The organism is Clostridium magnum DSM 2767, from assembly GCF_001623875.1.
GTDB lineage: Bacteria > Bacillota > Clostridia > Clostridiales > Clostridiaceae > Clostridium_AM > Clostridium_AM magnum.
In genome coordinates this window covers 672557-695463 of the sequence record NZ_LWAE01000003.1, presented here as the reverse complement: position 1 = coordinate 695463, position 22907 = coordinate 672557, and the positions used below count along the sequence as shown (strand labels likewise).

At 30.8% G+C, this 22907-nt stretch carries 22 protein-coding genes; 21 read left to right on the top strand and 1 reads right to left on the bottom strand.

Annotated features, from left to right (window positions below; all coding sequences use genetic code 11):
* Positions 1-69: 69 nt before the first annotated feature.
* The 15 genes from CLMAG_RS16645 to CLMAG_RS16575 all read left to right on the top strand — a co-directional run bounded on the left by CLMAG_RS16645 (position 70) and on the right by CLMAG_RS16575 (position 13660).
* A complete protein-coding gene (locus tag CLMAG_RS16645) occupies positions 70-621 on the top strand; it encodes an RNA polymerase sigma factor (protein WP_066624898.1) in 552 nt (183 codons plus the stop codon).
* Positions 618-899: a hypothetical protein gene (locus CLMAG_RS16640; protein WP_066624896.1), complete on the top strand. Its 282-nt coding sequence runs from the start codon at positions 618-620 to the stop codon at positions 897-899. Before CLMAG_RS16645 ends, CLMAG_RS16640 begins: the two co-directional genes overlap by 4 nt.
* Complete coding sequence (locus CLMAG_RS16635; RefSeq protein WP_066624894.1) at positions 896-1816, top strand: zinc ribbon domain-containing protein; 921 nt, start codon at positions 896-898, stop codon at positions 1814-1816. The genes CLMAG_RS16640 and CLMAG_RS16635 overlap by 4 nt, the downstream gene beginning before the upstream one ends.
* A gap of 217 nt (positions 1817-2033) precedes the next feature.
* Positions 2034-2588 carry a phosphatase PAP2 family protein gene (locus CLMAG_RS16630; RefSeq protein ID WP_066625103.1) on the top strand — a complete coding sequence of 185 codons (555 nt, stop codon included), beginning with the start codon at positions 2034-2036 and terminating at the stop codon, positions 2586-2588.
* 74 nt (positions 2589-2662) lie between these two features.
* Positions 2663-3250, top strand: a complete 588-nt coding sequence (locus tag CLMAG_RS16625) for an undecaprenyl-diphosphatase (RefSeq protein WP_066624892.1) — start codon at positions 2663-2665, stop codon at positions 3248-3250.
* A gap of 64 nt (positions 3251-3314) precedes the next feature.
* Positions 3315-4607: a VTT domain-containing protein gene (locus tag CLMAG_RS16620; protein WP_082831961.1), complete on the top strand. Its 1293-nt coding sequence runs from the start codon at positions 3315-3317 to the stop codon at positions 4605-4607.
* A gap of 214 nt (positions 4608-4821) precedes the next feature.
* Positions 4822-5610, top strand: coding sequence for an FMN-binding protein (locus tag CLMAG_RS16615; protein WP_066624891.1), 789 nt, complete (start codon positions 4822-4824; stop codon positions 5608-5610).
* A 198-nt stretch (positions 5611-5808) separates the two neighbouring features.
* Positions 5809-7017: a glycosyltransferase family 4 protein gene (locus tag CLMAG_RS16610; RefSeq protein ID WP_066624890.1), complete on the top strand. Its 1209-nt coding sequence runs from the start codon at positions 5809-5811 to the stop codon at positions 7015-7017.
* Positions 7018-7091: 74 nt separating this feature from the next.
* Entirely contained in the window at positions 7092-7730 is a 639-nt protein-coding gene (locus tag CLMAG_RS16605) for a zinc dependent phospholipase C family protein (RefSeq protein ID WP_066624884.1), read from the top strand.
* Between the two features lie 117 nt (positions 7731-7847).
* Positions 7848-9323 carry a sensor histidine kinase gene (locus CLMAG_RS16600; protein ID WP_066624879.1) on the top strand — a complete coding sequence of 492 codons (1476 nt, stop codon included), beginning with the start codon at positions 7848-7850 and terminating at the stop codon, positions 9321-9323.
* Positions 9301-9990 carry a response regulator transcription factor gene (locus CLMAG_RS16595; protein ID WP_066624877.1) on the top strand — a complete coding sequence of 230 codons (690 nt, stop codon included), beginning with the start codon at positions 9301-9303 and terminating at the stop codon, positions 9988-9990. The genes CLMAG_RS16600 and CLMAG_RS16595 overlap by 23 nt, the downstream gene beginning before the upstream one ends.
* 195 nt (positions 9991-10185) lie before the next feature.
* Entirely contained in the window at positions 10186-10791 is a 606-nt protein-coding gene (locus tag CLMAG_RS16590) for a TVP38/TMEM64 family protein (protein ID WP_066624873.1), read from the top strand.
* A 13-nt stretch (positions 10792-10804) separates the two neighbouring features.
* Complete coding sequence (locus CLMAG_RS16585) at positions 10805-11860, top strand: LTA glycolipid anchor biosynthesis glycosyltransferase, IagA/BgsA family (RefSeq protein ID WP_066624871.1); 1056 nt, start codon at positions 10805-10807, stop codon at positions 11858-11860.
* Positions 11861-11992: 132 nt separating this feature from the next.
* The gene (locus CLMAG_RS16580; protein ID WP_066624869.1) at positions 11993-12862 is read left to right on the top strand and encodes a hypothetical protein; all 870 of its coding nucleotides are present in this window, start codon (positions 11993-11995) and stop codon (positions 12860-12862) included.
* A 57-nt stretch (positions 12863-12919) separates the two neighbouring features.
* Entirely contained in the window at positions 12920-13660 is a 741-nt protein-coding gene (locus tag CLMAG_RS16575) for an ABC transporter ATP-binding protein (RefSeq protein ID WP_066624867.1), read from the top strand.
* An 88-nt stretch (positions 13661-13748) separates the two neighbouring features.
* On the opposite strand, the gene CLMAG_RS16570 is transcribed toward CLMAG_RS16575, so the two are convergent.
* The gene (locus CLMAG_RS16570) at positions 13749-15023 is read right to left on the bottom strand and encodes an IS110 family RNA-guided transposase (protein WP_066616512.1); all 1275 of its coding nucleotides are present in this window, start codon (positions 15021-15023) and stop codon (positions 13749-13751) included.
* Between the two features lie 453 nt (positions 15024-15476).
* Here CLMAG_RS16570 and CLMAG_RS16565 point away from each other — a divergent pair, with 453 nt between their 5' ends.
* From CLMAG_RS16565 to CLMAG_RS16540, 6 genes are all read left to right on the top strand, one after another.
* Entirely contained in the window at positions 15477-16127 is a 651-nt protein-coding gene (locus tag CLMAG_RS16565; RefSeq protein WP_066624865.1) for a cysteine hydrolase family protein, read from the top strand.
* 16 nt (positions 16128-16143) lie between these two features.
* Positions 16144-17421 (top strand): hypothetical protein, encoded by a 1278-nt coding sequence (locus CLMAG_RS16560; RefSeq protein ID WP_066624863.1) that lies wholly within the window; start codon positions 16144-16146, stop codon positions 17419-17421.
* A 2-nt stretch (positions 17422-17423) separates the two neighbouring features.
* The gene (locus CLMAG_RS16555) at positions 17424-19856 is read left to right on the top strand and encodes a hypothetical protein (protein ID WP_066624861.1); all 2433 of its coding nucleotides are present in this window, start codon (positions 17424-17426) and stop codon (positions 19854-19856) included.
* A gap of 112 nt (positions 19857-19968) precedes the next feature.
* Entirely contained in the window at positions 19969-21684 is a 1716-nt protein-coding gene (locus CLMAG_RS16550) for a hypothetical protein (protein WP_066624859.1), read from the top strand.
* Complete coding sequence (locus CLMAG_RS16545) at positions 21674-22387, top strand: hypothetical protein (protein ID WP_066624856.1); 714 nt, start codon at positions 21674-21676, stop codon at positions 22385-22387. Before CLMAG_RS16550 ends, CLMAG_RS16545 begins: the two co-directional genes overlap by 11 nt.
* 186 nt (positions 22388-22573) lie before the next feature.
* Complete coding sequence (locus CLMAG_RS16540; protein WP_066624853.1) at positions 22574-22900, top strand: MazG-like protein; 327 nt, start codon at positions 22574-22576, stop codon at positions 22898-22900.
* The last annotated feature ends 7 nt before the right edge of the window (positions 22901-22907 follow it).

Here is a 22907-nt window from a genome sequence, read left to right as displayed (position 1 = left end):
TCATAATATGGATATATCTTTATATTTTTCTAAAATTTGGTGTTTTTGTTTTTCAAAAGGTGGTGACATATGGAAGACGACAAATTAGTTAAAAGGTGTCAGGTAGGAGATAAGGAAGCTTTTCAAGAACTCATAAGTAAATATCACCCTTTTGTATATAAGTTTCTTATTAAAATTACGGCCAATGAAGATGTTGCAGAAGATATAACCCAAGAAACCTTTCTTAAGCTTATAAGAAATATCGAAAAATTTGATGTGCATGGAAAAGCAAAGTTTTCGACTTACATAATTACCATATCGAAAAATTGCTATATTGATTACTTAAGAAAGGAAAAGAAGTTTTCACAAGACTTGGCTATAGATGAGAATATAAATGCTGAGGATATTAATACAAATACAGAAAGTATAGTTTTAGAAAAGATATACAGTAAAGAAGTTAAAAAGGAATTAGAAAACTTATCAGAAGAACAAAAGCTAGCAATAAAAATGAAGTATATTGAGGGGTTAACGCTTAAAGAGATTGGAGAAAAGTTAGAGCTTGAACCTAAAACTGTAAAGAGCAGAATTCATAATGGTATTGTAAAACTTAGAAAAATATTTGAAGGGGGGGATAAATTATGAAGGAGATAAATGAAAGAGATACCGCAGTACTTTTAGCAGCATTAGACATAGATATTGATATAAAATGTATGGAACTAAAAGAAAAACAAAGACAAATGAGAGTAAAGAATATATTCTTTTCAAGTTGCATATTTATATTCTTTTCATTTTTAATACAAGTATTTTTCAAAATATTTAATGTGAACTTAATAGCAGCAATTATACTTTATCAGACATTAATTTTAATTCTGTTTATACCATTTATACCTAATTTAAGTAAGGGGGGAATATTAAGATGAAAAAACTAGAGGAATTTATAAATCGTTTAAATTTTAAAGCTGCAACAAAAATTTATTTAATTGTTTCAGCTGTGCTTTTAATTTTATGTATAGCTGCTATCACCTACGTAACAAGGGATAAAATTAATATGGCAATTGATTATGAGAAGCTTTCTCATACTTTTGAAAAACAAGGTTTAAGTGATAATGTGAATTTGCAGCTAAAGAAACTAAACTCTGACTCTAAGGATGTAATAAATACTATTGCTTTAGATAAAGAAAATAATATTGTTTTTAAAGTTAACAATAATCTTGTAGGAAGCAATACTAAATTATTACTAACATCCTATGAATCTAATAGGAGTTATCTTCAAGACAATATAAATAAAAGTGTACTTTATAGAATAGTTAAAGACGAAAATATTCTTTTAAACAAGGATTATATTCAAAATAATGAAAAATTAAAAAATGATATTGATGAGGAATTTTATTATGAAAGTGGCTTAAGTTCTAAAAATATTTACCTGATCAATTATATTGCTAATAGAAATACACAAAATAAAATATTTATAATAAGAACAGTAACCCCAATACCATATGCTGAAAGATTATTAGAGCTTACAGGAACATTACTTAGTCTTATATTTATGATTTATTGGATTGGGTTAGCATTATGGGTATACAAGGACGCTAATTCAAAAACAACTAATCCTGCTCTTTGGGGTGGCTTAGTGTTATTGACTAACTTAGCAGGACTGATTATTTACTTTATGTATAAACAGAGCAATATAATATGTTATAAATGTGGAGTCATACAAAATAGGGAAAATGTATTTTGCAGTCATTGTGGCACAAAAATAAATGAACAGTGTAGCCATTGTGATAATATTGTAAATAAAGGTGAAAATTACTGCAGTAAATGCGGCGAAAAATTATAAAAAAAATAATCAGGCTTTGCAACCTGATTATTTTTTTTACGTGTAATATACGAAAGTAATAAAAACAAAAGATATATTGAGGAGGTACTTTTTTGAACAACTACCGTTTGTGAAATAGCATTTTTCCTATATATTAATTGCTATTATAATAATATCTATATTACAGGAACAGTTACATTTATTAAAGAAAAGGAAAATGGAGGTAATAAGGTCGATGATGTCATTAATACAGAATGTTGATAATTCTATTCTTTTATATATAAAAAATAATATGCATGAACCTAATATGGACAAGGCAATGGTTGCTTTTACCACACTAGGTAACGCAGGAACTATATGGATTGTAATTGCGGTATTACTAATTGTAAATAAGAAATACCGAAAGATAGGATTTATGGCTTTGGGAGCTTTGGTATTATGTACAATATTAGGTGAAGGAATATTAAAACATGTGGTTCAGCGTATAAGACCATCTGCAGATATATCAGCAGTTAATCTTTTGATTCCAAAACCGTTATCTTATTCATTCCCATCAGGGCATACTGCTTCTTCTTTTGCAGTAGCAGGAGTATTGGCAAAGTATTTTAAAAAATATGCACCTGGATTTTGGATTTTAGCATCTTTAATAGCTTTTTCAAGATTGTATTTGTATGTTCATTATCCTACAGATATTTTAGGTGGTATTATTTTGGGGGTAATATCTAGTAACGTAGTAATCTATATGTTTAGTAAATTTAGTGGAGTGCAGGAGAATGATACAATTTCAATGTAGTGCGAAATATAAAGGATAATTTCAGAAGTTTATAATTTTAGGTAAAAGTATAAAATAGAAAGGATATTTTAGATATGAATATGGAACTTTTTAGATTAATAAATAATTTAGCAAATAAAAATACAGTTTTGGATAAGATAATGATTTTCTTTTCAAAAGATGTACCCTATATATTTATGGCAGTTATTGCATTAGTATTTATTTTAGGAGTTATTAAAAAGAAGGAAGAGTATAGAAAAGTGTCTGTAAATACTTTTGTTATTACAGTAATCAATTTAATTCTAAGTTTTATAATTGGAAGTATATACTATGTGGACAGACCTTTCGTTCATAATAAGGTAAATTTATTAATAGCTCACTCAGCAGATGCATCCTTTCCAAGTGATCATGCTACAGGAACAATGAGCATAGCTTTAGGACTGGGAAAAAGCAATAGAATACTAGGTGTGATAATGACAATACTATCATTAATTGTAGGATTTTCAAGGGTGTACGTTGGAAATCATTATCCTTTAGATGTTATTAGTGCATATATTATAGTGTTTATTACAAACTATTTATATAATTTAGTATTAAAAAATAAAATTGAAGAGCTTTATACAAAAATTGAAAGGTTGTTAATTAGTAAATTAGAGTTTGATAAAAATATATTAAATAACTAATAGGATAATTTCTTTTCATATGCTGATGAGTTTATGAAAGGAAGATATTGGAGGGAGTTGCGAATTGCAGTCTATAACAGGGCTTCTTAATCATTACGGATATATAGTTTTATTAGTAGCATTAATGTTGGAATTGATTGCATTTCCACTTCCAGGTGAAGTTCTTATGACCTATTGTGGATTTCTTATAAATCAACAGAAATTAAACTGGTTACTAAGTATTATAGTTGCATCATTTGGAACAATTATAGGAATAACAATATCGTACTTCGTAGGAAGTAAATTAGGTGTTACGTTTTTTAAACGGTATGGTCATTATATTCATTTAGGTCCAGAGAAGTTAGATAAGACCTCAGTATGGTTTAACAAGTATGGTAATAGGTTATTAGTAATTTCATATTTCATACCTGGTGTTAGACATATTACAGGATACTTTTCAGGAATAACGGAAATTTCCTATAGAAAGTTTGCATTAAATTCATATATAGGAGCTATTTTATGGACTGCAACATTTATTTCTTTAGGGAAGGTTCTCGGTAACAATTGGGAAAGATACCACAGCATGATTAAAAAATATTTAATTATAGGCAGTTTGATAATATCTCTAATTATAATTGTTGCTTACCTGTATAAGAATTATAATCAAAAGATTATTGAGTTTACTATAAGAATACTTAGAAATGCTGTAAAAACATTTCATTCTTTTGGGAGGCTAAAAATTGGAATAGCAGGAGTCTCTGCATCTTTTTTAGGATTTTTTGTTCTTGTAATTGGTGTTACTCAGGATTTTTTAGCCCATGAATTTAACCAATTTGATATTATCGTAACCTATTTAGTAAAAACAATTTTTACTGAAAATTGGCGATATATGATGGACTTATTTGATAGTGTAACATCCTTAAAGATATTAATACCATTAACTGTTTTTATAATTATATTAATTATGGTTAGAGGTATAGATAAGTTTCTTGAAATTAGATTTATGTTTTTAGTGATTTGGGGTGGAGAAGTTTTAGAGGTCATATTAAGACTTATTTTTAGACACTTAGGACCAACAGGGTTATCACTAATAGAAACTATTAAATACACTTTTCCAAGTAAACAATCTTTTATGACTATTGTCGCATATGGGTTCTTATGCTTTCTCATATTACGTCATACAAAGAAGAATTGGATTGGAACTGCTTCTGTGGTGATAACTATAATCATTTGTTTTCTTGGAGGTTTGAGTCCTTTATTTTATCAAATTCAATATCCAAGTGATGTTTATGCTGGATATGTTTTTGGTGGAGTATGGTTAACTTTAAATATTATTTTATTAGAGGTTTATCGCATATTACCTAGAATACAGCAGTAATTTATAAATTATAAATATTAGATTTAGTGAAAGGGAATAAGGACTGCTCCAAGAGATAGTCTTGTAGCTGGTTCATCAAGTGATAGTGAGAAAGGAAAAAGTTTTGGGTTTCATAAAGCTATGGACAATAGTGGAGCAGTATTAGGTCCACTGATTGCTTTTGAAATTTTATCAATTTTTCCTGGTGAGTATCGTAATGAAAAGAGGGAATTCTATGGAAGATTTTTTAGATGTTGGATTAGCATGGATTTCCGTTGCTATAGCGAGCCTTTTATGTATTATTTATATATTAAGAAAGCTAATTCTAAAAACAAAAGGTAAAAATAAGTTTATAATAAGCTTAAATAAAATACTTAGAAAAGTACATAAACCATTGGGAGTATTACTAATAATTACAGGGCTTACACACGGAATATTTTCTTCTGTAAGTGTTCTTAGTTTAAACTTAGGAACAATAACATGGGTTATAGCTATATTATTAACTTTGACTTGGATGTTTAGAAAGTCATTAAAAGGATGGATTTATTATCATAGAATTTTAAGTGTTATATTTGCATTAGTCTTAATTGCGCATATAATACAAGTTACTGGTGTATTTAATAATAAGAACAATCAACCTTTAGGAGATACAAATAAAGCTCCTCAACAAGAAAGTAATAATACTCCAAGTGCCAATGTCCCCAATACCAATATTCCAAACAGTCGTAATCCTTCTCCAAATACAAACACTAAACAACAAAAATATAGGGATGGAACTTACACAGGAGTTGCTACAGGATACAATCCAAATCTTACAGTGGCAGTTACCATAAAAAACGATATAATAACTAATATTCAAATAGTTTCAAGCAATGAAACTCGTCCTCGTAATGCATTTAGTGTCATACCAAGTGAAATCATTCAAGCTCAATCTACTAATGTAGCTGCAGTTTCTAGAGCTACGAGGAGTAGTAATGGAATAAAAGACGCAGTAAGCAATGCATTAAGTAAAGCGGCTATTTAAAATTTAAAAATTATATTGAATATCTAGGGTAGGTTATTTATTTAAAAGCAGCTTTTGCAGAAAATGCGAGAGTTGCTTTTGTGATTAGGTTAACAAAACTTTTTAGTTTATAAATAGTTTAACTTTGGTTTCTTTGTATTTTACTTCTCTGTCTTATACTGTATTTATTATTAAAACAAAAAGTAAGGGGTGGAGAAAATGAGGATAGGGCTTTTTACGGACACCTATTATCCGCAGGTTAATGGAGTAGCAACTTCTGTGCTAATGCTTAAAGAAAATCTTGAAACACTGGGACACCAGGTGTATGTTTTTACAACAACGGATCCTAAAGTGGCAGGAGAGGAAACAAATGTTTACCGAGTACCTAGTATTCCTTTTATTAGTGAAAGGCGAGTTGCAATGCTCTATAATCATAGATTAGCAAAATTAATAAAGGGGTTAGGTCTTGATTTAATTCATACTCATACAGAATTTTCAATTGGTATTTTTGGAAGAGAGATGGCTAAGGAATTGAATATTCCTTTTCTTCACACTTATCATACTATATATGAGGATTATACACACTATATCGTAAAGCTTACGGCTTTGGAATCTATTGCAAAAACGGCAGCTAGAAAACTAAGTAGCAATTTCTGCAATTCTGCAGATGAAGTTATTGTTCCTACTGGCAAGGTAGAGGATTTGCTTTTATCCTATGGGGTAAAGCAGAATATTTCTGTAATGCCAACTGGCATTAAACTAGATAAATTCTCGAAGTACAGTTACGATTCTAATATCGTACAAAATTTACGTACAGCCTTAGGAATCGAAGCAGAGGACAAGTGTTTGCTTTACGTTGGTAGAATATCTAAAGAAAAAAATATCGAAGAAATACTAATAGACATGAAATCTTATTTAAAAGACAAAGAGAATGTGAAATTTATTCTTATTGGTGATGGACCGGAAAAAAGCAATCTGGAGGAACTGGCAAAAAAACTAGGTATACAAAGGCAGACAATCTTTGTAGGAGAAATATCTTGGGATGAGATTGGTATGTATTATCAGATAGGCGATGTTTTCGTCAGTGCATCTCAAAGTGAAACACAAGGGCTTACCTACATTGAAGCACTAGCATCAGGATTACCTGTTGTAGCAAAAGCAGATAGATGCTTGGAGGGCGTGGTACAAAATAATGTGAACGGCTACACTTTTCATGACGGAGAGGAGTTTTTACAGTCTTTGGATTCCATCTTGAATAATGACTTGTTAAAGGAGCAGTTGTCTCTTGGAGCAATTAAATCAGCTAGAAGGTTTTCTGCACAGAATTTTGCACATACAGTAGAAACATTGTATAAAAATGTGCTTTTGGATAAGAAAGAAGATGAAAACTTATTGTATAGAAATATGGCTGCTCTAAAGTTCCGTTAAGAAAAGATAAAGTTTTTCATTCATATACAGATAATTTTTAGAATTAATTAGATGCCAGATAGGAGAATTTAATTATGAAAATAAAAACCCATGTTAAACTAGCAGAATTAGCACTTAGCAATAACATAAATGTTTTTCCTGAAGGATTTTCAAAATTTACGTTTAATTTTGGACTTGTAATGGTTGATCAAAGTTGGCATGTTAAAACTCATCCACATTACATGCAAAAATCTCTGGGATATGTTATTGATAAGATAGAAAAGCTTCTTTTAGTTAAAAAATTTAATGCTTATTTTTCAATGCAACTAGGAGTTGTTGTTCATTATCTCTGCGATTTTTGTTGTCATTCTCACATATCTGGATCAGTTGGTAATATTCCTTACCATTTAAAATATGAGCGTGACTTGCAAAGATATCTATTTAAAAACTATGATATTCTAAATGATGATTTTAATAATAGTCAAACTAATAATATAAAATCTACCATAGAAAGTATATCTTCATTTAAAGCTTTAATTAAAGATATACTTTGTAGTTATGTTAAAGGTGAACCATCTTACTTATGGGATATTACACAGTGTGTTAAAATTATTACTGTTGTTTGCTCTGCTGTTTTTAATTTAAGCCTAGATTCATCATATAACATTGAATACTCCTCGAAAAAAACTACAAATACAATACCGGTACTATTCAGAGATTACAAAGCACTCTAGAAACAGAGTAAAGGATAAGTATAAGAAAGTGTTTGATATACAGAATAAATATCAGAGAAACTCTTATCAGAGAATGTTAACACTTTATAGTATAATGAACAAAGTGAGGTGAATTACTTGAACATTAAGCGACGTTTGTTTATTTCTAATTTCCTAATGCTTGTTATACCAGTTATACTCAGTTTGATAATAACAAGTGGCATTATGTTTGGAGCTATAGAAATAATGGACTTTTATAATGGAAAATATTTTGGTGAGAAGAATGATAAATTGTTTTATGATTCGATAAAAAAGACTAATGGGCTTGTAGACAGATGGTCCCAAAGTATTGATATTGAACTGATGAAGGCTGATGTAAATAGCTTTAATGAAAAGCACAAAAGTACCAAAATATCCTTGTCCATTTATCAAGAAAAGAAACTAGTATATCCATCATCACCTATTACGAGTAACTCCGTTGTAGATACTGCTTTATCACAGGGTGGAAGTCATACGTTTATTATGGATAATATGGCTGTGTATAGAGAAAGTATTGATAAATACAGTATACTTTTAACTGACACTGATTTTCAGGCACATAATAATGAAGAACATGAGGCTTATCACAGTTATTTAATTAACTTAGGTATAATAGTGACTCTTTTTATTATTATAATTATAATTTTAACAAACCGATTTTTAACAAGGTTTGTATTTAAAAGTATAATAACTCCTTTGGATACACTGGTATATGGAGTACATCAAATTCGTGATGGCAATCTAAATTATCATATTGAGTATGAAGGAAAAGATGAATTTGCCGGTGTTTGCTCGGATTTTAATGAAATGGCACAGCGGCTTTTAGATTCTGTAAATGCAAGACAAAAGGATGAAGCTAATCGTAAAGAATTGATTGCTGGAATTTCTCATGATTTGCGTACTCCTCTTACTTCTATAAAGGCCTACGTAGAGGGTATAGAAAAAGGGGTGGCCTCAACGCCGGAAACACAAAAACGCTATTTGGATACCATAAAAAATAAGACAAATGATTTAGAGCATATTGTAAATCAGTTATTTTTATTTTCTAAGCTAGATATTGGAGAATTTCCACTTTATCTTGAGCAAATAAATATTGGTAAAGAAGTGTCTAATATGGTAGCCAGCCTTTCAGAAGAATATCAGAAAAAAGGTCTTAGTATTGAGTTAACACAAAACGTGGAAAATGTCTATGCTCAGATAGATATTGTACAGTTCCGTAATGCGGTCATTAATATCTTAGAAAACAGCGTAAAATATAAAACGGAGGAAAGGGGTCAAATGAAAATTAGCTGCCAGGAGGAAGGTCCTAATGTGGCAATTACACTGGCGGATAACGGACCTGGTGTTTCAAGTGAAGCAATTGAAAAGCTGTTTGATATCTTTTATAGGGGTGATCGGGCTAGAACCAACCCAAGTAAAGGCAGTGGTTTAGGTCTTTCTATAACAGCTAAAATCTTAGAAAAATTGGGTGGATCAATACGGGCAGAGAATGTCCCTGAAGGTGGGCTTGCTATTATAATGATTCTCCCTAAATATACAGGAGGTAAGGGTGTTGAAGAAAATTTTGATTATTGAAGATGACAAAGCTATTGCTGAAATTGAGCGAGATTTTTTAGAGATAAATGGCTTTGAAACTTCTATTGTAGAAGATGGGGTAGAAGGGCTGAAACAGGCAACTTCCGGGAATTATAACTTGATTTTGCTTGACTTAATGCTGCCAGGTATAGATGGATATGAAATTTGTAAGAAGATAAGGGGAATAATTGATATTCCAATAATCATGGTAACAGCAAAGATAGAAGATGTAGATAAAATAAGGGGATTAGGTTTAGGAGCTGATGACTATGTTGGAAAACCGTTTTCTCCTACAGAGCTTGTTGCAAGGGTAAAAGCAAATTTAGCACAATATGAACGACTAACATCTGGTCAAACAACTAAAAATGAGGAAATACAAGTTGGTAATATAAGAGTTAATCCCAAAACTCACCGTGTTTATGTAGATGGCAAAGAGATTGAGTTTAAGAATAAAGAGTATGAATTGCTATTGTTCCTAGTAACAAACCCGGACATTGTTTTTAGTAAAGAAATGTTATATGAGCGAATTTGGGGAATGGATGTTTATGGCGATATTAAAACTGTTGCAGTTCATGTTAACCGACTAAGGGAAAAAATCGAAAAAAATCCATCCAATCCCGCACATATTGAGACAGTATGGGGTGCTGGGTATCGTTTTAAAGTTTAAAACAAATATGGTAGAAAAACCACTTTTGCAAAATTGCAAGAGTGGTTTTTTATAGATAGTTTAACTTTTGTTTAACTTTTTAGGGCTGTGAGTTTAACATTGCCTGATATGATATATTTCATAAAGCAATCTAATGAAGAGACGCTTATAGGGAGTATTAGAGCGGGTAGTAATTGGATAGAAGGAGATGCATAAATGGAAAATGTACAACGTATGAAGTGGAATGTTTTAGTTAATGGTTCCGCATTTATTGGATTAGTGCTGACGGTGTTAGCCGTTATTTATGGTATTCAAGCACACATATTTACATCTCAGGCAGCATTAGAAACATTTTTGAAGCAGTTTGGATGGTTTGCACCACTTATTTTTATGGTATTTCAGGCAATACAGGTAGTGCTGCCTATTTCACCTGGCGGACTTGGCTGTATTGGAGGTATTCTTGCTTTTGGTTCCATACAAGGATTTATATATAACTATATTGGTATATGCATTGGCTCAATCGCAGCATTTTTGCTAGCTAGGAGATATGGTATCGCTTTTGTTCAGAATGTGTCAAAAAAAGAGACTTTTAACAGGTATGCAGGGTGGTTGCAAAAGCCTGGCTTTGAAAAAGCATTTGCTATAGCCATCTTCATGCCAGTAGCGCCAGACGATTTTCTTTGTTATCTGGCAGGAGTAAGTAAGATAACATTTAAAAAATTTGTTACGATTATACTCCTAGGTAAACCGCTTGCTATTGCTGCATATAGCTTAGGGCTTAATCTGATAATACAACATTTATTGGTATTATTTAATGGATAGGAGGAACTATTATATGAAAATATTATTATATACTGGACTCTTAAAACTTGTGGAGAAGAGTGGAATAGGTAGGGCCATTCATCATCAGCAAAAGGCTTTGGTGGAAAGTGGCATTCCATACACTACAAATATAAAGAATTCTTATGATGTAGTTCAGCTCAATACCATCTTTCTGGATTCTGTATTTGTTGCCATATTGGCAAAGCTCAGAGGAAAAAAGGTCGTCTATTATGCACATTCTACCATGGAGGATTTTAAAAATTCCTTTAAAGGATCTAATCTTCTTGCTCCCCTTTTTAAGAGGTGGATTATGTTTTGTTATAAGCTAGGAGATGTTATCATTACTCCTACAGAATACTCTAAAAAATTGCTAGAAGGTTACGGCATTAAAAAGCCTATTTTTGCCTTGTCTAATGGAGTTGATCTTTCGTATTTCTCTCCAAGTACAGAAGGTGCGCAACGATTTCGAGAAAAATACAGTTTGTCAGAGGACCAAAAAGTAGTTATTTCGGTGGGACATTATATAGAGCGAAAAGGTATAAGTGACTTTATAAAATTAGCAAAAAGGATGCCAGAGGTAACATTCCTTTGGTTTGGTTACACCAACCCTAATATAATACCTGGCGTTATACGTGAAGCCATTAATACAGCTCCTAAAAATGTAATATTTCCAGGATATATTTGTCGTGATGAACTGCGTGATGCCTATAGTGGAAGTGATTTGTTTTTGTTTCTTACCCATGAGGAAACGGAAGGCATTGTTCTACTAGAAGCACTTGCAATGAGGATTCCTATTTTGATTAGGGATATTCCTATCTATAAAGAGAATTTTTCTGATGGAAAGGAGCTTTATAAAGGAAGCACACTAGATGAGTTTCAAGATAAAATAAAAAAAATACTTATTGGTGAATTACCATCTTTACAGAATTCAGGCTATAAAGTAGTGGAACAAAAAGATATTAGGCTTATTGGAAAACAGCTACAGGCCATATATGAGGGATTGGAGAAAGAAGACGAAAGTTTTGCGGTAGAATTCCCACAGCAATGTAAAGGTAAGACGGGTGTTTAGTTCGTAAAATTTTATTATTTAATAGATATTTTAACTTCTGTTTACCTTTTTAAGCTTATGAGTTTAACATTGCTTGATATGATATGTATGACCCAAAAGAAAAGGGTACAAAATTTATTGGAGGTAATTAGTGTGAAGAAAAAAGGATTAAAAACAATGGCGGTTTCAGCAGCAGCGGGGTGTTGCCTTTTATCCTTAAGTATAACCGCATTTGCAGCAACCGGTTCTGGGTATGAGAGTTATAAGGGTGGAGTTAAATCTATAGTGCTTGCTGAGAATGAAACAGTTAGTACTCAGTTTGAGGTGAAGGACAATGGTTCCGTTATTTTCTCAGGGGATAGTACAGAAAAAGTTAATCAGGAAAATAGGTCTTCTAAAAGTAATATTACCGTTGATGGTGTAAAGAAAACTTATGAGAGCAGTGCAGACAACGGAAATTATGTTATAAATGCGGATGGAAAGTACTACACCATAAACAGGGGAGATAAAAAAAGCGACAGCGATAAAAGAGAAAAGCTATCTGAATCCAGCAGTACGGTAAAATTGGCTGAAATGATTACAGATACATTAGTTGGCGATGTTAAAAATCAGTTTGTTATGGACGGTCAAACTATCAGTGTAAAGCTTGAAGGGGCACAAATTCCAGAACTTGCAAAGCTAGCAATCTCAGCAGCTGCAGAAAACAACTCTATGGGAAAACATAAAAATAGTGATAAGATAGGCGATGATGGAATGAAAGCCGCAATGGATAAAGTGCCAAAGCTCAGCAATATCGATGTTAAATCCATTGCAATGACTGCCACTGTAGATGGCAATACGCTAAAGGATAACAAGCTTTCAGTTACTATAACAGGAAAAGATGCAAATGGTGTATCACATGATATATCAGTAATGTTAAATGCAAAAATAACGGATTTAGGAAACACTAAAATTGATTCAATTGATACAACCGGTAAAGAAGTTAACACTATTGATTGGACACAAAATCATCATCAAAAATAGCAATTGGAGAAATTAAAGGGGTGGTTTGGCCACCCTTCTCATAAGGAGGGAAGAAAAGTGGCACTAATAATAGATAATCTTACCAAGACATATAAAAACGGACGGGGCATTAAGTCGGTTTCATTTCAGGTTAACGAGGGCGACATTTATGGTTTATTAGGACCAAACGGTTCAGGAAAAACAACTACTATGAAAATTATCACAGGATTATCAAGAGCTGATGAGGGAGATGTACAAATATTTGGGAGAAGTGTTGAAAATGACGGTGAAAAATCCCTTGAGCATATCGGCTGCCTAATTGAAGCTCCTGCGGTTTATGAATATATGAGCGCTAAAAAAAATCTTGAAAATGCAGCAGCATACTATAAGGACATTAAAGCACCACGAATTGAAGATATATTGAGGCAAACAGGGCTTTTACAGTATCAAAATGATAAAGTGAAAGAGTTTTCTTTAGGAATGAAACAACGGCTGGGTTTAGCTCTAGCATTACTATCAAATCCCAAACTTGTTATTTTAGATGAGCCTGCCAATGGTTTAGATATTGAGGGCATGGTTGCTATTCGAGAAATCATAATGACACAGGCTAAGTCAAAGGGTATTACCTTCTTGATTTCCAGTCATCTTGCTCACGAACTAGAAGTTATGTGTAATAAAATCGCAATTATGAAAGAAGGACGCCTACTAAAAACCGCCACAATAAAGGAAGTATTAGAGAAAAGCGGAAGCCTTGAGAAATACTTTCTTGAAACCGTCGAAAGTAGAAAGCAATTTGGTAATATGTCAAGAACAAAATGAAAAGAAAATCAAATGATTTCTTTAAAAATGGGTAACCTTAATAAACATACAGTCCAATGAGAAAGTATGTTCGTATAATTTATATAGATTAATCTACTCTATTTGAAGAGTAGAGCTGATTTTTAGCCAGCAATCCAAAAATCATACGAATAAGTTTACGAGATGTTAGCGCGAGTGCTCGTTTGTGCTGATGTGTAGTTACTTCAGCAAATTTCTTCTGATAGAACTCTTGATATTCAGGAATATGGCAAACAACACTTCCTGCAGCTTCTATGAGATAATAGCGTAAATAACGGTTACCAGCTTTGTTCATAGGTGTATTTTCAGCTTTAAAACCTCCAGATTGATTTTCTTTCCACACGATGCCAGCGTATTTAGCAATAGCATCATTACTAGGAAATGCATGCACACTTCCTAATTCAGCAAGAATGCCACTGGAGTAAACAGGGCCAAAACCAGGAATAGACATTAATATTTTGTATTCCACAGGATTCATTCCCATAACAGCTTTTTCAATGGCTTTGTTAATACCTTTAAGTTCTTTATCAAAAGCCTGAATACAGTTGAAAGAACAAGCAATAGAGGTTGTTAATGGCTCATACAAACATTTATCAAGACGGTATGAATTACGTGCAGCTTGCTGCAAAATTTCAGCAGTCATCTGAGGATTAGAAATCCTTTTCCGACTTTTTCTATTGACGAAGTCAACAAGTTCTTCAATTGATGTATTTGCAATATCTTCGGAAGATAGAAATTCAGTAAGTATTGAAGATGCGGTAGCACCGTATTTATTAGAAAAAGGATGATCTTCTCCCTGTAATAATGCAAATTCGCTGAACTTAAGAAATACATTGGATAACATGTAAGTTTTTTCTCTAGTTAAGCATTCAACAATATGAAGTCTGTGCCTTGTAAGTCTTTGCAGAGCAAGATATTGAGAACCACGCCAAGGTTCAATATGAATTCTGCCAACTCTTGCAAAGTCAGCAATAACAAAAGAGTCAATGCCATCATTTTTATCAAGAGAATTAAAGGATTCTTTGTAGTTAGCAACTTCCTTAGGATTCAAGCAGTAAACATAAGGTTTGTAAGTCATAAGTTTTTCACTAGCAGATAAAAAATTGGCTATATGTACTCCATAAAAGGAAGTAGATTCTAAGCCGATTATAACAGCTTTAAAAGTATTGTTTTCTAAAACCTTAACAAGCATGGATTCAAGTTGCTCTGCACCAAATTGCGTATTAGGAACAGGTTTCATCTTAATCAAGAATTCCTGTTCAAAATTAATAGCAGAGACAACATTTTGTCTCGCACCAATATCGATACCAACAAATAGAGTTGATAAGTAATCTAATTTCTTCATGAAATCACCACCTTTCAAAAATAATGAGGAAATTAGAAAGGATTATCCTAATCCAAAGTACTAACTGCAACCTCGCGTAATTAGCATTCATCCAGACGCAAAACCTTGCTGGTGGCTGCGAAAGGAGATGCAACATTTGTGTAAGCAGAATATGATACTTTGGTCAGGCTGCAAGCTTTACAGGCAATAACACAATGTGTTTTGCAGGAGGAATACAGCAGTAACCTTCGCTAAAGTTCCGTTATGACTATTTTAGCATTAGAAAATCCTTTAATAAATAGTAGGTTAAAACAGTATAGATCGGAAAGTATAAGAATCAGCAATACTGAATTGGGAGAATCCCCACTAGAAAAATTGAGATGCTTTCTTAATCTATACAAAATATAAAAAATAAATAAGTTTATAGGCAGTAAATAACTGCTATAAACTTATTATACGAGGGAGGATAAGGTTATGAAAGTAGATTTTAATTATGAAATAAATTTTGAGGTTTTAAAGAGGATACAAAACACTACATTTGAAATAGGGGATAAAAAAGACACTGTTCTTTTTATAGTAGATATGAATAATGGTTTTGCTAAACAAGGAGCATTATATAGCGACAGAGTTGAAAATATTATTCCTAATGTGAAAGATATTGCACAAATGTTTATAGATAGAAAGTGTCCTATAGTTGCTTTTTCAGATAGCCATACAGAGGACTCAATAGAATTTAAGACTTATCCCAAACATTGTATGGAAAACTCTATAGAGACTGAATTAGTGGATGAATTATTAGAGATGAAGGATAAAATTAAGATTATTAGTAAGAATTCAACAAACGGCTTTTTAGAGGAAGAAACACAAGCAGCCATTAAAAAGTTTATTAAAGAAGGTTATAAAAATTGGGTTATTATAGGATGTTGTACAGATATATGTGTTAAGTTTTTTGCTTTGACTTTACAAAACTACTTTACTAAAGAGAATTTAGATTTTAATATAGTTATCCCTACTAGTGCAGTTGAAACTTATGATGCTCCAGGGCATAATGCAAATGCTATGAATTTATTTTCTCTATTGGAGATGTATATGAATGGTATTACTGTAGTAGAAAATATAATATAAAAGGAATATGGTTGCTATGTCGAATACAATTAATCTTAATAAGTCTAAATATCTAAGAGATTTAGACTTAAAGTTTGCATACACTGTAAAGCCTATAGATGTAATAAATGCAAAAAACAAGGAAGTTATTAAGACTAATTATAGACCAATAATTTATATCAGAAATCAAACAGAGGGATTAGAAATAATACATCGTCCGTTCACTTACTTTTGCTATTCAGAGTATAGAGATAAAGCACCTACGACACAGAGAAGAATGCTAGGGTACATTAAAAATTTTTTAAACTTTATCTATTTTGAAAGTGAAGCAAGGATAAGTAATTTAACAGAACTGAAACTAGATCATGCTAGGGATTTTTTAAACAAATATGCATTAAATCATTTAAAAAGTGAAGTACATGTTTGTACTAATTGTTTAAAAAAATTTTATATACATTTTTGTAAATATAATATATTTAAATTTGTTGATGAAACTAGATTGTTTTCTGTCAATCCTTTTGAAAATAACATAGGAAAAGGAAATAATGAATCTGATGGCCCACTTCACTACATGGATATGTCTCTTGTTTTACTATTTTTTGATATTGCTAAAATATATGCTCCTGATATAGTATTTGGTTTATATTTACAATGTTTAGGAGGACTGAGGATGTCAGAAGTTCTGCATCTAGAATGGCATGATATACAACCAGTGGGGATGAAAGGGGAAAGTGGATTTATTGTATCATTAAAGAATAAAAGAATGAGGCCAGATCTACCTAAATATGATATGAGAACAGGTGTAAAGCGACCAAGAAAGCAAGTTGTATTTCCATTTGGCTCTATTCAGGAAGAGTTTTATGAAAAACATAAGAATATATACAAATCTATTAGTGAGGTTGATGCAGTTTTTGTAAATGAAAATAATATGCCAATGACAATCAACAATTATAGAGATAGATTTAATAAAGTTAAAAAGAATTTCTTGAAGGTATTGACTAAGAAAAGTGAAAAAGATTGCAATAGCACATTACTAAGTCTTACTGAACAATTTACAGTTGAAGATTGGAGTACTCACATTTTTAGAGGTATATTTTCTCATATTGTTGCTAACCATGCTAAGACTCTTATTGAAATTATGATATTACGTGGTGATAAGAATTATAAGTCATCTTTACCCTATTTGCAAAGGTCAGAGCAAACTAAACATAAGATAACCTTAAATCTTCAGAATATGTATTACGAATTGTGCAATAGTAATCAATATAAAGAATTATATACATTGGCTGAAAAATATTATAGAGACGAGGAATGAATATGGAATACTATACACTTAGACAAGTGAAAGAAATTTTAAGCATAAATAATGATAGCACTATAACAAATGGATTAATAAATAGCGATATTCATTATAAAATAGAATATATAGAAAATAAGCCAAAGTATTTCATTTCAAAAGATCAATTGGATAACTATATTGATATGCTAAAGAAAGATTATGTTAGTATACAAGATATCACTAAAGAATATAGTATACAGCACTCGAAAATTTATAGATTTATGGTAAATGGATTAGTGCGATACATAAAACATTTTTTTACGCATCAAGTTTTTATTTTGAAGGAAGATATGCATATAATCTTAGAAAATAAAAAAGTTCCTAGTTTTACACGTTATAAAAAGTTTGAGGGAGATATAAAAGATTTACAAGAGAATTATTATTCTTTAACTCAAATAAAAGACAAATATGGTTTGGGGAAAATAACCATACGCAGAGCCGTTATAGAAGGTAAAATTATATGTTTTGATTTACCGAAAAGAGGATATTTTTTTGAAAAAGAACCAATTGATAATTTTTTTCAAGACATTAGAGATAACTATATAATCTTAAAAGAAGCAAGTGTCAAATATGGGGTTTCAAAAAATTGGCTATTGCAGAGAGTTGTTAGAAGAAAAAAAGCAAAAAAATTAGAAAATCCACTTTTTGATTTGAAAGATACTTATATATATGAAAAAGATCTTATACCGATAACTAATCAATATAAAAAGAAAAAAGAACGTTCAAATTTAATGATAAATGCTAATTCGATAGAAGAAAAAATTGATATCGCATTTATTGAATTCAATGATTGTAATTTTCCAATAACATTGGAAATGTATGTTCAATATTCAAAATATGCTGTTGGCCAATCAAATAGACAAAATAAGGACAATTACATAAATTTACTTTATAGAACATATGAAAGATTAAATATGTTATTAAAAAAAGAAGTATATTCGTATTTCAATGAAGAGATAAAGAATTTATTTATGAGTACAAATTTATTCATAGAAAATAAAAGGGAACTCGGATACTTTTTTAAATATATTGTAAATAAGTATCCAAATAAATGTAGATTTAATGACTATCCAAAGGCTTACGGAAAGCAAATAAGTGCTAAAGGAGAAAAAGACATATATAGTAAAGTCACATGGAAAAAGTATTTTGATTATATCAATAATATTGATGCTCATATATATTTGGCATTTGAGGATAGTTGCTACGCTAATACATGGTTATTTATATTATTAAACTTATTTTTATTATGGAGAAAATCAGATATCGTAAAATTACGTGTCTTTAACTTGCCGATATGCGGAATAGATAACATCGAATGGTTTAAAAACAATGAATTCAATTTAGGTCATGCTGAGTTAATAATTAAGGAGGTTGAACTACACGCTAGATATATCATAAACGATAAAAGAAATGCAAAAGCAAATTTCGTAATCCCAATAAATTTGAAATTATCTACTACTATTGCCATTATATGTTGTTATAAACATGCGATATCAGAGAATAGAAAAACACTATTGCGTGATAAGGGCTACTTTAATACAACTTTATTTAGAAAATTCTTTAAGGATACTGATTTAGATGGTTTCTCAAACAGAAAAGCAAATTCAACACTCGCTACATTAGGGTATGAAATGGCGATAAATACCAAGGGAATGTCTAACATTGCATTCTCTCTAGGTGGAGATCAAAGAAGTCATAAATATAATGAAAAAACAATGACAGGGGAAAGTTTGGCGTATTACTTGGTAACAGCAGATGGAAACTATGATAGTTCACATGAGGTTTCTCATAACTTGTTTTTAAGGGGACATTTTGGGGAACTATATCACTTACTTGTAGAAGTTGCTTATGGTAGCGATATTAATAATTTTAGCATAAATGAAATTACAAAACTAATACAAGGGGTTAAACGTAAATATGAACCTAAGTCATTAGAAAAGTTGAGTAGTTTTTTTATATCTCCGCAGATATGTGATTTGGATGTTGAAGAAGTTGTACTTGAATTGATAAAAACTGATAAAAAGTATTTATTGGAGAAAATTAAAAATCTTTTAGATTTTAAATTACCATCAAAGTTAGATAAGGTACAATGCTATTTAAGTCCTGCTTGTATAAAGCCAGTTCAATCAGATGAATTCACATGTATAGGATGTAAATATTCACTACCTACAATCTATGTCTTAAAGACAGTGGAAGAGTATATTGATGTTTTAGTTAGCAAATATAATAAATTAAAACACCCTTATACAGTTGAAAGGTCTAAAATTAAGTATATGCTAAGCCAATGTATTAGAACTATAATGATTGCACAAAGAGAATACGAATTACAAGGAAATGGTGACTTTATTAAATCATTCTTTGATGTAAATGGAGCAAAAGACAAAATAGCAAAAATTCTTATTAATGAATAAGATCAATATTGTAAAAAAGAAAGGCAGGAAATTATAGGTAGATATGCAAAATAGGTAGGCAATTATCCTATAATAAAAAACTATGAGTTTAAGTATTAAGAGAAAGATTGAAATGAAAGATCATATAATGTTTTGTGATGAAATATTAAAGTATGATCCTAATGATTTAATCATATATAAAGAGAGTTTTGAGTCTGCATTAAGAAATAAAAAAGTTTTAAATAAAAGTTTTGATGAAAATATATGGATTATAAATGGCTTTAATGCACGAAATGAATGCCATTTTAAATATGAAACAAATCCTAAGTTAAATAATGCTATAAAGGCATATGTAATTATAATGTTAGATCTAAAGGATGAAAGTGTTAAAGGAATATCAACAAAATTGAAATACTTAGAAGATGTAGTAGATAGTACAAATGGATTTCAGACTGAATATACAGGTGATTTTGAGTGTAGGTTAATGGAAATGTCTGATAATGTTGCAGTGCGTTATGCATTGGCTATAAGACAGTTTCTGTCTTTCTATGATATACCAACGAGTAGACTATATACTAAAAGTGTGGAAAATATTAGTTTAGAACACAATGTTAGAACTCTCTCTCATTATAGTAGCATAATAGAGTTTGATAAAATACTTAATGACTATATGGTAAGTGCAACATATGAGGAAAAAAAGAAATATTATCCCATCTTTATATGGTGGAAATTAACAAAAATAATTCCAATGAGACCAGGTGATTTTGTAAAAAATGAGAGGAATTGTGCGTACGAAGAAAATGGTGAATATTATATTGAACCATATAGAGGGAAGATTAAAGATAGAGAATCACAATTCATACGTAGAAGAATACCCTTACTAAGAGCAGTTAGAATTGATAAACAAATGTATGATATTTTAATGGATTATAAAACAAATTATGCAGAATATGACGAAGGGGATAGGTTCTTTTTATCCTACAAATCTTTCTACAACACTTCTGAATTGAATACAGGTAGTATGGAAAATAATTTTAAAAATAAAATAGAAAAGGATTTTTTTTCAACAAAAACTTTATATAGACTACTGAAAAGGTTTTATTCAGAAGTGATTATAAAACTTTATGGATATAAAGTTATTGAGAAAGGCAAACTTCAACCTAATAATTATATAGAGTCAAATATAATTGAAAATATTGACTTAGGCGATACAAGGCATTTTGCTTTTTGTTCAATGATGTTGCAGGGATTTAATCCATTCGTGATTGCACAAATAGGAGGACACACATCTTTATATTCACAAGCACACTATCAAAATCATTTAGAGACGTTAATTAAGGGTCATGTATATGCATTAAGTAAGAAAATTTTAAATGAGCGTGATAGACAAGAAGAGATTATAAGTAAGTATTTTAATTTAAGAGAGTTGTCTTTGAAACAACTTGTCACTAAAGAAAAACAACAAAGTAAAGGAATAGAACCGAGAGATACAGATTTTGGTTTATGTTGGAATGATTGGAATGAAGTAAACCCTTACAGAAACTGTAATAATATAAATTGTTATTTTTGTGATTTTCATACTAATGATTATAATAGTGGGAAGAATGAGTTTGAAGTTTCTCTATTGAACTCACATAAAGAAGAAGTAGAGCATGGCTTAAATAAGAAAATTAAGTTGTTAAAAGCACTCTTATCTAATAATACAATGTATGGTAACAATAATGATTTACTTCAAAAAGAAGCGGAATTAATGACAGTTTCAAAATCCATCCAAGCATTAATAGTAAAAGAGGCTATAGTTATTTCTAATGAGAGGAAGTTGAAGGTGATTAAGAGTGATGGCAAGTAATATGAGGGGGAGGCCAAAAGTTTTTACTGAAGAGTATATAAGAGATGTATTCAATGATTATGTATTAAACAACTTAGATAGTCTTATAAACCCAACTAAATTAAGTAAGTGGTCTGAACACCCTAAATGGAAAGAACGGTGGGCAGATGGCGAGATTAAGGCTATTCCTCGTACCGTATGGTATCAAGAAGGTTGGAGAGAAAAGATAGAAGAGTATAATAGTATTCCGTTTATATTAAGGGCTGAAAGTATAGAAAAAGCAGTACCATTTAATATAAAAAAAATTGTGGATAAATATTATGGAAATAAAAAAGAATTGGTAAAAGCACTTATGGGATTTCAAGAAAGAGCGAATATCGCCTTAAAAATCGCTGTTGAAAATGAAAGTTTTAGGAGTCAAAATGAAACTCTAAAAGAAGAGAACATATTGCTAAAAGAAAAAATTAATGAGTTAGAAAATAAGGTTGCTTTTTATAAAAATGAATGTGAAGAGTTAGTTTTTGAAAGTCATTCTATTGAGAAAAGGACTAAAAAGGGTATAAAGGAAAATGTACTTTCATCTTTTGAAAAGAGTAAAGAAAAATTAATCCAGGAGTTAAGTGAAAATGGTATCAGGGAGGAAATTTCACTTACTAATACAAAACGTGATGAAAAATATTTTCTAGATGATGATCTGATTAGTTATTTAAAAAATCATAATTAAGGTAAGAAAAAGAAGAGTTATCAGTTTTATGATAGAACTAATCGACTATTTCTTCTGAAACTATAAGCATAAAGATAAATTAACAGTAGGATTTTTTATAAATATGACATATAGTTGTCAAGTTAAACAAAGTATAATGATATCTGTCTTAAAAAGACTGAATTTTATTAGAAAGAAATGGAAAGTATGAAAGATGTGAACTTTAGTGAAGCAGTTGAACGTTCTATTGAAATAAGAAAGTTATACCATAGTTTGGAATTGCTGTATCATAAAAAGGAATGGACAGTGGAAGAGGATGCATTAGCATTTCTGACGGATGCTGGATTAGTTGGTCGTTTAACAATGTCCCAACAGGGACGTTGGCCAATGAATGGTGAAACTGAGTCTGAACTGGAACATAAACTTGCTGAATGTATATGGTGGCTGATTATTTTGGCTGAACGCATGAATATTGACATAAGTGAAGCATTAGAAAAGTTCCTATCCAAAACAGAAAAACTTTTAAAAGAATAGATGCTGT